This window comes from Streptomyces sp. ALI-76-A, assembly GCF_030287445.1.
Taxonomy (GTDB): Bacteria; Actinomycetota; Actinomycetes; order Streptomycetales; family Streptomycetaceae; genus Streptomyces.
The window spans coordinates 855,331-868,031 of record NZ_JASVWB010000004.1; the positions used below are offsets into that span (position 1 = coordinate 855,331).

At 69.0% G+C, this 12,701-nt stretch carries 11 protein-coding genes and 1 pseudogene; 8 read left to right on the forward strand and 4 right to left on the reverse strand.

Annotation, left to right across the window (positions count from 1 at the left end; genetic code table 11):
• Positions 1–343: 343 nt before the first annotated feature.
• Positions 344–991: a GNAT family N-acetyltransferase gene (locus tag QQS16_RS39850; protein ID WP_286067519.1), complete on the reverse strand. Its 648-nt coding sequence runs from the start codon at positions 989–991 to the stop codon at positions 344–346.
• Between the two features lie 654 nt (positions 992–1,645).
• Here QQS16_RS39850 and QQS16_RS39855 point away from each other — a divergent pair.
• The 3 genes from QQS16_RS39855 (at position 1,646) to QQS16_RS39865 (ending at position 4,976) form a co-directional block, all read left to right on the forward strand.
• Positions 1,646–2,176, forward strand: coding sequence for a SigE family RNA polymerase sigma factor (locus QQS16_RS39855; RefSeq protein ID WP_286067520.1), 531 nt, complete (start codon positions 1,646–1,648; stop codon positions 2,174–2,176).
• On the forward strand, positions 2,173–3,162 hold the full coding sequence (locus QQS16_RS39860; protein ID WP_286067521.1) for a hypothetical protein: 990 nt from the start codon (positions 2,173–2,175) through the stop codon (positions 3,160–3,162). Before QQS16_RS39855 ends, QQS16_RS39860 begins: the two co-directional genes overlap by 4 nt.
• A gap of 1,178 nt (positions 3,163–4,340) precedes the next feature.
• Entirely contained in the window at positions 4,341–4,976 is a 636-nt protein-coding gene (locus QQS16_RS39865) for a DUF6461 domain-containing protein (protein ID WP_286067522.1), read from the forward strand.
• Positions 4,977–5,469: 493 nt separating this feature from the next.
• On the opposite strand, the gene QQS16_RS39870 is transcribed toward QQS16_RS39865, so the two are convergent.
• Positions 5,470–5,970, reverse strand: a complete 501-nt coding sequence (locus QQS16_RS39870; RefSeq protein WP_286067523.1) for a dihydrofolate reductase family protein — start codon at positions 5,968–5,970, stop codon at positions 5,470–5,472.
• A gap of 6 nt (positions 5,971–5,976) precedes the next feature.
• Here QQS16_RS39870 and QQS16_RS39875 point away from each other — a divergent pair, with 6 nt between their 5' ends.
• Complete coding sequence (locus QQS16_RS39875) at positions 5,977–6,264, forward strand: hypothetical protein (protein WP_286067524.1); 288 nt, start codon at positions 5,977–5,979, stop codon at positions 6,262–6,264.
• Positions 6,265–7,170: 906 nt separating this feature from the next.
• Here the strand turns inward: QQS16_RS39875 and QQS16_RS39880 are convergent.
• On the reverse strand, positions 7,171–8,280 hold the full coding sequence (locus QQS16_RS39880) for an FAD-dependent monooxygenase (protein WP_286067526.1): 1,110 nt from the start codon (positions 8,278–8,280) through the stop codon (positions 7,171–7,173).
• 164 nt (positions 8,281–8,444) lie between these two features.
• Here QQS16_RS39880 and QQS16_RS39885 point away from each other — a divergent pair, with 164 nt between their 5' ends.
• Together QQS16_RS39885 and QQS16_RS39890 are read left to right on the forward strand one after the other, a co-directional pair.
• Positions 8,445–9,407: a TetR/AcrR family transcriptional regulator C-terminal domain-containing protein gene (locus tag QQS16_RS39885; RefSeq protein ID WP_286067527.1), complete on the forward strand. Its 963-nt coding sequence runs from the start codon at positions 8,445–8,447 to the stop codon at positions 9,405–9,407.
• A 122-nt stretch (positions 9,408–9,529) separates the two neighbouring features.
• Positions 9,530–10,222, forward strand: coding sequence for a lamin tail domain-containing protein (locus tag QQS16_RS39890; protein WP_286067529.1), 693 nt, complete (start codon positions 9,530–9,532; stop codon positions 10,220–10,222).
• Positions 10,223–10,543: 321 nt separating this feature from the next.
• Here the strand turns inward: QQS16_RS39890 and QQS16_RS39895 are convergent, their stop codons facing one another.
• Positions 10,544–11,095 carry a YciI family protein gene (locus QQS16_RS39895; RefSeq protein ID WP_286067531.1) on the reverse strand — a complete coding sequence of 184 codons (552 nt, stop codon included), beginning with the start codon at positions 11,093–11,095 and terminating at the stop codon, positions 10,544–10,546.
• Positions 11,096–11,179: 84 nt separating this feature from the next.
• On the opposite strand from QQS16_RS39895, the gene QQS16_RS39900 reads away from it, so the two are divergent.
• Both QQS16_RS39900 and QQS16_RS39905 read left to right on the forward strand, forming a co-directional pair.
• Positions 11,180–11,740: a hypothetical protein gene (locus QQS16_RS39900; RefSeq protein ID WP_286067533.1), complete on the forward strand. Its 561-nt coding sequence runs from the start codon at positions 11,180–11,182 to the stop codon at positions 11,738–11,740.
• 381 nt (positions 11,741–12,121) lie between these two features.
• Positions 12,122–12,565: pseudogene (locus QQS16_RS39905) on the forward strand (MerR family transcriptional regulator); the annotation flags it as partial.
• Positions 12,566–12,701 lie beyond the last annotated feature (136 nt).

The following is a 12,701-nucleotide window of genomic DNA, read 5'->3' on the forward strand; positions in this document are numbered from 1 at the left end:
AGGAGGACTCGGGCCCGCGGAGAACCCTGGAGCCGCGCCGACGCCATCGCGCAGTCGCCACCCCCGCCGGTCTGTTGGCCCAGCTTGAGGGTTCGTCCGTAGCGGGCCGCTCACCGGACAGACGGTGTCGGCACACTCCGGCCCATGGATCCGAAGTCTCGGCCGGTGCGGGGCAAGCGGGGCCGGCCGCGGCGCAAAACCTGCCCCCTATACGCCGATCGCGAAGCGAAGTTGAGGTCAATAGGTGACATCCATGCCCGAGGCGTGGAGGAGACTTCCCTGGTCGACGGGGTCGTTGCTCGGAGAGGCAAGCGGCCCCTCATCTACTTCCCCGTGCGGTGGTTCATCGTCCGGCGTCGGATGACGTACGGAAGACGCCGGCGACTGGCGCGTGCGTGGTCCAACCGAGCGAGGTGTAAAGGCCCTGCCCCTCGATCGTTGCGGCGAGCACCCCAGCCCGGGCGCCCGCCGCGATCGCTGCGTTGGCCAAGGTGTGCATGACCGCTCGTCCCAGGCCTTGGCGACGGTGATCAGGTGCGGTCTCTATCTGGTCGAACACGACTGAGCTGGTGCGGGAAGAGCTGGCGACCTGGCCGTGGGCGGCAAAGGCGCCGTCCATGTCGCGGATGAGGACGCGGGTGACATCGCCTCGGCTCCACGTGCGCAGTTGGTAACCGACAGGGAGGTCCGGCGCGGACGGGCGCAGGGTTGTCGACATCAGGAAGCCGGGGGCGTCAAAGGCCCATGCGGGTGTGAGCCAGGGGGAGATGGTCTCCGGGGTCGTGACTACCTTGAGCCAGGTGCCAGGCGCTGTGGTCGCCTTCACGAGGCTGCGGATGAGCGTCTCGTCGGCGTTGGGTAGGACGTGTCGGGTTACCTGCTTGGGTAGTCCGACATCGACTGTGAATCCCCAGGGCTCTTCCACTGGAGGGGCGGCCCCGCGCGAGGCGGCCCAGCCTTCGACCCAGGCCCGCACGATCTCGGTATCCATACGCTCTCCACATGTAATAGGTGCCAATGGGTAAGGCATATTACGCGCTAGGGCATGTCGGCCGATCGCGGGGCTACTTGAGGTCGGTCCTCGGTCCATTCGGCCTGACTCCCTGTGCTTGTGCTTGGTGCCTCCCCTGTGGTGAGCGGGGCGGCTGTATGCCTGGCCGGTGGCCGAGGGCGCGTCCCACTTGGCGGCGGGTGGCTGAGCGGTGGTTCTTCGAGCCGTTGGCCGTACGGGTGGCTGGGGCGGTTTCTTTCGACCCCATCGAGGCGACCCCATCGAGGCGACTCCAACTGGCTCCAGCAAGGGGGGCGTTCGGGGCCCCCACGGATGCAGTCATCTTGCCGCCGAACCGTTGGCTCACGTATTTCGCGAACCGGGTGAGACCGCCGTTGCCCTGGTAGTGATCGCGGGCCCCCTCGACAAGCATCTTCGATCCGCCGCCGGCCGACGCCTCGTTGAGACCTGCCGACGCATCGGTAGCCGTCGCTGTACATGCGGCCGCAGGACCCCCGCCGGCGCGCAGGTCCAACTGTTCCACTCGGCGTCGGTCTCGGCATCCCTGCTCCATGCCGTCACCCGAACGGTTCTCGAACTCACGGGCAACCGATTCCGTTCCAGTGGTGGTCTGGAGGGCGAGGAGGGTGCTTGATGCAGGCCGAACTTGAGGGCCAGTTCCAGGATTTCGTCAGGGCGCGGTGGTCACGGCTCGTCCGGACCGCGTACCTGCTGACGGGGGACGTCCACCACGCGGAGGAGCTGACGCAGACGGCGCTGGCGCAGGCCTACCGGTCGTGGCGGCGCATCGCGCGCAGCGACAACCCAGAGGTCTACGTCCGGCGCGTGCTGGTCAGCTGCAACAGCGGCCGATTCCACAAGCGATGGAGGACGCAGGCGCCGGCCGCGGCTCGGCCCGGGAGGACGGGCGGGGACCAGGCCGTCGGCCGGGTGGAGAAGCGTGATCCGCCGCTCGCCGGGCTGGCCATGCTGCCCGCGAAACAGCGGGCGGTGGTTGTCCTGCGGTACTGGGAGGACCTCTCGGAGACGGAGGTGGCTGAGGTGCTCGGCTGCTCGCCCGGCACGGTCAAGCGCCAGGCCGCGGAAGGGCTGGCGAAGCTGCGGGTGTATCCGGGGCTGGTGCGCGCGGACCACACGGTGTCCGGACCGGGAGGTGGAGGGTGAACCACGAGGCATACGAGGCACACGAAGCGCGTGAGGCGCACCACGGAACTGATGGGACCGACGAAGTGCACACGGCACACGAGGTCAACGACAAGCGGGACTTCGAGGAACTGGTGAGGGAACTGATGACGGACGACGCTTACACCATCCAGCCTTCGCCCGCGCCGTACCCGGCGATCCGCCGGCGCGGCGTGGCGGAACGACGCCGACGGGTCGTGGCGGTCGGAGCGGCACTGGCGGCGGTGGTCGCGGTGCCGGCGGGGGCGTACGCCGTGGTCGGGGGGAACGGGGGAGGGGGCGCTGACGCGGCGACGCCGATGTCGTCGGTCAGCGCCCCGCAGACCGCGTCACCTTCCGGGTCGACGACAAGCTCCGGGCCTCAACCGCCCGCCTCGAAGCAGCAGTTGCTGGACGGGATCACGTTCGCCCATGCGTCGGACGCGCTGGAGCGGTGCCTCGGTCAGGAGCACGTGGGAAGCGCGGTCAGCGGGGAACTGGCCAAGGCCGAGAGCTACCGGATCATCTGGGCGGCGAGGAGCACGGGAGACTCCAACTCCCCCGGCGACGGCATCCACGTCGTCGGCGTGGCCGAGCGGCCGGAAGGCTTCCGGGTGATCTGCAACGTGAAGGAGGGGGTGTCCGCCGGCATCAGCACCAGCACGAACACCCAAGGGCCGGACACCGGTCCCGTCGTGCCCGACGCCAACGCGGGCGACCTGTACCAGCAGTCAGTGATCGACAAGGGCAAGTGGAAGCTGCCCTTCCGGTGGGGCATGATCGGCATGGTCGACCCGTCCGTGGCCAAGGTGACCGTCGACTACGGCGACGGCAGCGCCACAGCCGTCCTGGACCACGGCTGGTACGTCGCTTCCGGTGTCCTGAGCCGGCAGGTGACGAAGGCCCCACACGTCAAGGGCTTCGACGCCGCCGGCAAGCTGGTCTACGACTCGGACACGGACACGACGTACGACAAGACCCTGCCGTAGGGCCCTACTGAGGTCTACGACGTAGGGCGATGGTGATCTCGCTGGTGGGTGTGTCCCGGTGTCATGCGGAATCCCGGTGGGGAAGGCGTGGATCAGTGGCCCATTCCCACTCGTAGCCGTCGGCCACAGCTCCTCCTCCTTCTGCCTCAGCGGGGGATCGAAGGGCCGCTTGATCCGGGGTCTCGACCGATTCGTCATGAGCGATTCCAGCGTGGTCTCTCCAGGGTCAGGACCGTGGCGCGATGTCCGTCGTGCGGTTCGGGCCGTAGCGGCTCGCGGAAGACCCGCCGGGACTTCGGGCGGGCGAAGCCTCGTCGGGCAGGAGAGCGGGCCTGGGCGGGTGCCCGGTTCAGCGTCCGTTTTCCGCCACTTTTCTGGGAGGGCGGCGTTGAGGGTCCTGGCGATCGCCACCGTCCCGGCTGGCACAGGGCCGGGCACTGGAGGAGTGTGAGGGCCGGCCGGGTGCCTGGTACGGCGTGGTGCGTGCCTCGGGAGAACGCCGGTCGCGGTGACCACAACGCTGCGTCGGGTCGGTATTCGGCCGGTGTCCTACTCCACCGCCTGCTGACTTCAGGAACTGGAGGAGGCGTTGGGTCTGTCCAAGGTCGCGAACCTCGCTCACTCGCGGTGTCAGGACCACCGGGTACTGGCATGACGACTCCCGCGCTGCACGCCGCGTGGGGGCTTGCGGGCCGGTTCCCCGATCGCCGGCTCGTGATCGGTCTGCGGGGCACGGACGAAGCTCGCTGACACCGCCGAGCCAGTTCCTGGTGTCGCCCTGCTGGCCGCGGGGCGCCCTGACGACGCCCGGGATGCTTTCGTCCGATGTCTTTCCCTGGGGGTCGTGACCGGTCCTGCCTGCATGAACCGGCGCGTGAACGGCGCGCCGAACTGCACCTCCGTACGGCCTGTCTGACATTCGGTGGTGACGGAGAGTCGTGAGGGTCGTTGACACTCGCGTGAAGGATGTCAACTAGCTTGCGCAGACGGCGTTTTGTTGCTTGTTCCGTTGCGTAAGAGGTGAGCGCGTTCGTACGGCCTGCACTGCGCTGGCAGGTTCCGAGTTGCCCAATCGGCTCCGGATTCTTGCTGTCCTACCGCACGTGGGTTCGCTGAGAGTTAGATTCTGCTCTCAAGGGTCGGCATCGTGGCGGCCACCGTGCGGGGAGGGCGGCTTGATGAACTGGGGACCTCTGAAGAACGGCCTGTGCTGGATAGCCGATGCTTACAGCACCAGCTTCACGCTCACGCTCAGTGAGGGGCTCTCGCCGTACGAGCTGCTGCGCCGCGTCGGCGCCGAGGAGCGCCACATTGTCCCGCTCACCCGCTCCGCAGCGTACGAGCTGCTGCTGCGTGATGTGGGGGACCACGTCAGTGACCTGGACTTCCTGGACTGGGAAGACGAAGCGGCAGTTGCCCGGCTGACAAGCGCCGGTTTTCTGCCCGCCCCGCCGGACACCATTGTCCGAGCAGGCTCGGTGGAGGGCTGGGCGTATGCGCTGGAGGAACTCCACTGCCGGACGGGCGGGTACCTCGCGGCGCTGTCCGAGCGGGGACGGGCGTTCTGCGTGCATCGCAACGCAAAAGGCTTCAGCCGCGTCGACTATGCCTGCCGCGGCAACGCGGTGTCGTCCTTCGAGCCTGGCCTGCCTCACCTGACGAACGGCGCCTCCGCCGAGGAGGCGCTCGGCTTCGTAGACAACGGTGACGAGCCGGGTGATATCGCGTTCCTGCGCTTCCTGGAGCGCAAGCTCGGCGTCTACCTCCCCTGGGAGGAGACGGAGGCAGAGCTTCCGGCAGCCGCCTTCACCTGACGCCGCCCTCGGACAGCCACGTCCTGTTTCCCCCCATTCCTGCTGGGTCGCCATCCGAGCTGACCTGGGCGGGGTCTGCGGCCGCCACGGCCAGCCTGCCCTCGGCGGACCGTTCTGCTCCCGCAGGCCGTCCTCCACCAGGTACTCGTAGAAGGACCTGACCGCGAGCAAGGCGCTCCTGGATACTCGCGTTCGCCCGACCCGTCCCAGTCCGAGGCGGAGCCTTCGACGGCCGAGGCGATGGCCGGTCCGGCATTCCCTGATCCAGGCGGCGACGGGGTCCGCCCGGGCCGGCAACGGGTCCGTGCCTTCGGCGGCACAGAATCGCAGGTGGTCCTCGACCGCCCGTCCGTACGTGTCGATCGTGTTGGAAGTCCGACCGATGTTCGCCATGAACTGCAGCCACCGTCGGGCCGGTTGATGTTCAGCGAGAGTGGGGAACTTGCCGCACGGAACGGGGGCCATGACAGCAGGCCAGTAGGTGCGACCGTGGCTACTTGCGCACGTGGAAGCGCAGCATGGTGACCCCGCCCGACTGGACGTTGCTGATCGGTTCCAGGTCGATCCGGTCGAGGCCGGGCGGCGCGAAGCGGATGCCGTCGCCGAGCAGCACCGGCAGCACGTACACCAGGATCTCGTCGACGAGGCCGCGCTGCAGGCACTGGGCGGCCACGTCGGCGCCGAGGATCTCCAGGTTCTTGTCGCCGGCGGCGCGGCGTGCCGTGGCCACGGCTTCCTCGATGTCGCAGGTGAGGAAGGTGACGTTGGGGTCCGGCTCGTCGGGCGGGCGGTGGGTGAGGACGAACTGCGCCCCGCCGTCGTAGTCGGTGGTCTCGTCGGACATGCGTTTGCCGACCTCGTACGTGCCACGGCCGATGAGCATGGCGCCCGTGGCCGCCATGACCTCCGGGAACGTCGCCGACGTCATGTGCTCGAAGATCCAGTCCATGGTGTGGCCGGGACCGGCGATGAACCCGTCGAGGGACATCATCATAGGTCGGTGAGCAACATCTTCTCCGGCGGTAGCCACGGCTTGGACCTGTCCAATGGCGCCACCGCGGGGTTCATCGACGTGCTGATGCTGGCGGTGTCCGATCTGGCCCCCGAGGACTGGGGCTTCCGCTTCTCGGCGCTGCTGGGCCTCCAGGATCAGAACGTCATGGGGCGCGGTGCCGTCGGTTCGACCTGGCGGAGTTCGACTGGGTGCGACGGAGCGGAAACGCGCCCGCGCGAAGGACTTCGTGCTGCGTGCCACAGCACTCGCGGCGAGCGGACATCGCTGGAGTGAGCTGGACTACCGACCGTCTACCAGGTCCTGCTCGACCCGGACGGCTCCACCATGGCCACCTACCGCCGGTACGAGTGGCCGCAGCCCGGCCTGCGCGTCGCAGCCCGGCCACGCCGACCCGGGAGGCCGGCGGCGGAGGCTTGCGCCGCCCGCCCCGCAGGAAGGCCCGGCAGCCGGTCATGTCGCGGCCCTGCCGACTGTGGGGAGTCGGCGGTAGTCGGCTGCTCCCGCGCCCGGCGCGCCCCGCGTGCCGTGTGTCAGGGCGGGATCAGGCCGGCGGCACCGCCGGGGCAGTGTGGGCGGCATCAGGGACCAGGGCTGGACCATGACAGCGGTGACGGCGGTGAGTTCGGCCAGCGCGCGGCGACCCGGCCGCCGCCGGACCAGGGGCAAGACCTACCTGGAGCTGACGGGCGGGTGGCTGGATGGATGGACTCCTGTGGGATGTCACGGGCCGGGCGCGTCGGTTGGCTGCTGTCACGTCGTGTGTCGCTGTCCGGCGGGGGACGTTGAGATTCTCCAGCGCGTCCATGGCGAAGAGGAAGGCCATCATCAGGGCGGGCACGAGCAGGGCGAGCAGGACCTCCCGGGAGATGGTCGGCCTGTGCAGCCGATGGTGCCGTCTACCAGGATGGGGCCGGATGGGGCCGGATGGCGGTGAGGGCGAGGGAGCATGACTGGGTTTCGCCAAGGGCCTGACCAGCCGCGGCGGCCTCAAACGTGAGCTCGCCCCAGGGGACTGGCAGCTGCAACGGCCGCCAGCCCCCCGGCCGGCCAGCATCCCTCCCCTTCAAGCGTTCTGGACTTCACCCATGACCATCCGCTACCGCACAGCCGCGTTCGCGGCCGCCGCGGCGAGCGAGGGCCGCCCCGGCGACTCCATCGGCGACCGTTCGGGCCAGGGGATCAGCTGTCCAGTGAGAGTGCGTTCTTGGCGTGCGCGGCGGACTCCTCCGAGGCGGGGCCGCCGGGGTTCTCGGTGGCCAGTGCCTGGTTGAGGGTGACGAAGGGGCGCATCCGCCGCTCGTAGCGGGCATACGCGATGCGGTGGTCGCCGTTGGCTTGGGCAAGACAGTCGGCCAGCACGTGGGCGCCCACGAGGGCCAGGCTGGTGCCCTGCCCCGAGAGGGGGGAAGGGCAGTAGCCGGCGTCTCCGAGCAGGGTCACCCGACCCCGCGACCACGGATCCATGCGGATCTGGGCCATGGCGTCGCAGTAGAAGTCGGGTGTCTTCCGGGCGGCCTCGGCCAGGCGGGTCCCCTCCCACCGCATCGATGCGAGCTTGTCCACGACGAGCTGCCGCAGGGCGCCACTGTCGCGGAGGTCGTGGGCAAGGGGGGCGGACTCGAAGCCGAAGGCGATCCTGAGTTCGGTGTTGCCGCGTACGGGCATGATGCCGAAACCCATGTCGCCGTCCCGCAGCCACATCTGCCAGTCGTCCAGGGCGAGGAAGTTGTCCGCGCTGAACACCGAGAGGTAACTGCCCAGATGGTGGGCGAAACGCTCCTCCGGACCGAAGGCCAGGCGTCGTACGGTGGAGTGGAGGCCGTCGGCCCCGACCACGAGGTCGAAGACGCGGGACGGCCCGTGCGCGAAATCGACGCGCACGCCGGTCTCGTCCTCTTCGAGCGCGGTGATGCTGTCGCCGAAGATGTACTCGACGCCTGCGCGCGTGTGCGCGTGCACCATCCGTACCAGGTCCTCGCGCAGCACCTCGATGTCTTCGCTGTCGAGCCGGCCGCTGCTGAATGTCGCCTCGGTGGAGCGGTCGACCTCGTGGCCGTCGGGGGCGAGGATCGACATGCCGCGCATCCGGGTCCGTGCGCGGCTTGCCTGCTCCAACAGGCCCATCCGCTCCACGACTTCGAGCGCGACGCCGCGGATGTCCACCGCCTGGCCGCCGGGGCGTGGGCCCGGGGCGCGTTCGACGACGGTGGGCGCGAAGCCGTGACGGCGCAGCCAGTAGGCGAGGACGGGCCCGGAGATCCCGCCGCCGGAGATGAGTACGGTCTGCATGAGATGTTCCTCCAGTGCGTTTGCGGTGTACGCGCACTGAATGTACGACGTACGCGCACCCCCTCCAACTGGCACAACACCAGATCTGTACTAGATCAGAGGCTGCCGCTCCGCGTCGCCGCTGCTACCCTCTGCACTAGTACAGGACAGGAAAGCGGCAGGACGTGACGAAGACCACAGATGCATTCGGTGATCCGCCCTATCTGCGCATCGTCGCCGCGATTCGGCGGCGCATCGCGGACGGCGAACTCGCCCCCGGAGACCGGGTTCCCTCGACCCGGCAGATCGCCGGGGAATGGGGCGTCGCGCTCGCCACCGCCACCAAGGCGCTGACCACCCTGCGTCTGGAGGGACTTGTCCACGCACGGCCCCGGATCGGCACGGTCGTCGCCGGAACGGCCCCCGCCGCGTCGGCTCGCAGGCGCCCGTCACCCGTCCCAGACCCCGAGCAGGAGCTGAGCCTCGACCGGATTGTCCGCACGGCCATCGACATCGCCGATACCGAAGGACTCTCGGCGCTGTCCATGCGCGGCGTCGCGGCACGGCTCGGCGTCGCCGCCATGTCGCCCTACCGGTACATCCCCAGCAAGGACGACCTCATCCTGCTCATGGCCGACACCGCATTCGGCGAGGAGTCCTACCCCGCCAACGCCCCCGAAGAGTGGCGTTCCCGTATCGAACTGGGTGCTCGGACCCTCTGGACTCTCTACCGCAAGCACCCCTGGCTGGCCCAGATCGGCTCTCTCACTCGCCCTCTGCTCGTGCCCAACCTGATGGTCCACGGCGAGTGGATGCTGCGAGCCCTCGACGGCCACGGACTCGATCCCACCAAGCTGTTCGACATCCACGTCCTGCTCTACAGCCATGTTCAGGGCCTGGCTGTGCACCTGGAGATGGAAGCGCAGGCCGAAGCGGCCACGGGCCAGTCGGAGGACCAATGGATGGACAGCCGCACCCCCGCTCTCCAGGAACTGGTGGATTCCGGCCGCTTCCCGACCTTCACCAGGGTGGTCGGAGCCTTCGAGGACGGCTATGACCTGCGTCTCGATGCTCTTTTCGAATTCGGTCTCAAGGCACTCCTCGACGGCCTGACTCCCGTCGTCGAAGGTCAGGAAGCTGTCACGTAGAGACAAGAACGAGTTCATTCAGGACCGGACCTACGCCCCTTCGCGCTTTCGGAGCACCGCTGGCGACGTGGCGGATACGACCAGAGATCGTGCTATGCGCAGGCCAGGTTGGGCGCCTGTGGATGCCGCGGGCCGCTCCACAGCCGAGGGTGGAGATCAGCGTGGTGCAGTACGACTCGCCGGGACGCGACGACCGCTCGCGGTGCTCACCCATCAAGGAATGGGTGGAGCTGACCGACAACACTCGCCGGTCGGTCAGCCTCGATGGCAGGACCCTCCAGGACGAGGACGGCCACACCTGCACCTTCGACCACTACCGCATCGAGGGCCGCGCCACGGTCCGTATCCACACCGATACTCCCACCAAACAGCCGCCTGTCCGATCGAGGGATCGGTCCGTGAAATCCGCAGGTCACCATGCCGTTGCGGCTGTGGTCGGTAGCCCGACGTCCCCTCTACGCCCCTCGGTCCACGCCCCGCAGGAAGAAGAGACATGGGTGGGGGTGGGGCAGGTCCTGGGCGGCGGGCGAGGGGAGTCGGGGCGCTCAGCTGGTTGCACGCGGGGTGGGGCCGCCGCGCCCGTGCCGCCGTCAGTGCGGCGGCGTCATGTGGGGGACGTCGGCCGGGGAGAGGCCGGGGCGAGGACGGTGGAGGCGTGCGGGGCAGCGCCACGGGCGACGTCGACACCGACCTTCACCCCCAGGTCCGGTTCCACCAACGCGAGACGTCCGGGGTCTCCCGGTTGTTCCATCCGGCGGAGAACGACCAGCCCGTCCACGGATGGCTGGGCCCGGCTGGGGCGAGCGGGGCGGTGAGCGTGCCGCTGGCCGCCCGGGTGAGGTTGCTGGTGCGGCCCATGTACCGCAGCTGTCCGCCGTCGTCAGCTGTCCGCCGTCGTCGTATCTGCCGAGCAGCAGGGTGTGGGGAGCGGCCGGGCCGCCGGTGACCGCGCCGACGATCGCCTCGGTCGTCTCCCGCGTGATCCCCTGAGTCCAGTGAGCCGAAGCTCCTCCAGCGCGAATCCACGGATCCACCGGTGTGCGTCAGACCGACGCATATGTGGGTTCGGGTGAAACACGAGGATGCTGAGTGAGCCGAAGGGCTTCTGCAGTGACGTCGGCCTGGACGTCCTCGGGTCACGACGGCCGCCCGCCGAACTGCCAGTTGTGCACCTCGATGTCGGCGTACCGGTCCGGGGTCAGAAGGGAGCGTGCCGTGTCCGGGTCCGGCGCCCTGACCAACGCCGCCGTGCCCAGCCAGGTGGCGCCGTCGTCGGACAGCAGCGGTCCGTAGGCGATCAGCTCGTCCCGGTCGGGCGGCACCGCGAGGTCTGCGGCCTGCCCTGCGCCGAGGCCGAGCACCAGGTACCGGTTGCCGCCGGTCCGGCCACCAGGGAAGTCCCACATGGTGCGCCCCAGCAGGTTGCGCCACCGCCGCAGCAGCACGTCCCGGTAGACGCCGGCCTGGTAGCCGGGCTCGTCGAAGGCGAACGCACGGGCGGCGACGGGATCAGGCAGGTCGACGATGTGCACGCTGCCGGTAGGGGTGTCGCCGTCGTCGGCGAGGGTCGGGCCCCGGGCGATCATCTCCTTCGCGTACCGGTCCATGTAGGACCAATGCTCTTCCAGTAGCTCGGAGCGCAGCGGCACGGAGCCGTGCCGGTCGCGGTGGTAGCAGAGAAACTCCATGCCGGAAGGATCTCCTCAAGGAGGTGACCAGGTCGAGCGGGTTTCACTGCGATGGTTGCTCGGCAGCCTCACGCACACCGAGGCGTGGAGACAGACGAGTTCCTCATCAACTTGGGCGCAGACCTCGATGAGTTGGCCGCGCGAACCCCGTGCAGGGAGCTGCGCGCACCGGCCGGGCAGCCGGGCCGGCCCTCCCCCCAGCTCAACCGCGCCATGTATGGCACGTGCGGTGGGTGGACGTACGTGCTGGAGGACTGGGGCATGGCAACCTGGGCGACCGGCTACCAGGGCAAGGCCGAGTCGATTCTTCCCTGCGAGGGCGAGGAGATCCTCTGCCTGACCGCCAACCGTTTCAGCCCTCCGGCCCTGATCATCCATGCGCCCGATGCCTGCGCTCTCCGGGCTGACTTCGGCACCGACACCGGGCAGGGCTCGGCCCTCGATGCCGCCCTCAGCGCCTCGGGCGCACTCTGCCCGTCGATGCCTGAGGTCAGTGAGGCCGAAGTCGTCGCGTACTTCGAGGAGTATGGCGAGCGCCTGCCCGAGCTGGTGTTCACTGCCGTGGGCGCCTACACGGGCGTGGCCATCGATGACGACGCCGTGAAGGCCGGTGACCTTCCGGGCGTCCTCATCGCCCCGGCCTGACCGTCTGCCACGCACATGAGACCGGCCCCCGCCCTGATCGCAGGGTGGGGGCCACTGTCGTTGAGGCCAGGGGAGTTACTTCGCGGTCAGCTTGCAGTCACCGCTGACCGCCGCCGGTGCCGTAAACCCGCCCGACGGCCGGTTCACCACTCGCCTGTGATCAGGGACGCTGCCGCACTGACGGCACTCACTGACTGAATCCCCCACCCCTGCCCTGTTCCCAAGTCTGCTTATCCGGGACGTTTTCTCTGCCCGTGCAGCGATCCGTACGACCCTTGATGGTGCGGGAGGGCGGGGCGCGCCTCAGCAGAGGGGTTTGCATGTGCCGTAGCGGCATGTGGTCCAGTAGGTGGCGACCACGACATCGAGAGGTTCCCGCGCATGCCCCTTCCTGCGATTCCCCGCCGGGTCAAGATCGGGGATGCCGCCGCGTTCGCCGGGACCACACCCCGCGCCATCCGCCACTACCACGCCATCGGGCTCCTCGCCGAACCGGAACGCGGCAGCGACGACCGCCGCCGCTACGTATACGACGACATGATCCGCCTGCTGTGGATCCGCAAGATGGCTCAGGCGGGTATCTCCCTGGACGACATCCGGGCCGGCTTTGAGGGCGCCACCGGCATCGAGCAGTCCCTGGCCCGGCTGGAGGAGTCCCTCGTCTCCAAGGCGGCCGCCATCGAAGCCCAGCGGGCCGCCGTGCACCGCCTCCGCGAGGTGGGCAGCCCCCTGGGCCTGCTCTCACCGCTGGTCAGTGGCCGCCTGCATGATCTGACGCCCGGAGCCCTGCGCCCGGCCGATCTCGATGCCCTTCTGGTCACCAAACTCCTGCGCGCCCTGCTCGTCCTGACGGACCTCGAAGTCAACCGCTGACGGGCGATCTTCTCCGTAGACTCCCGCCCACGACCAGCACGAGCACCCCGGAACACGGTCACACCAGCCCTGCTGGCCAGCGGTTTTC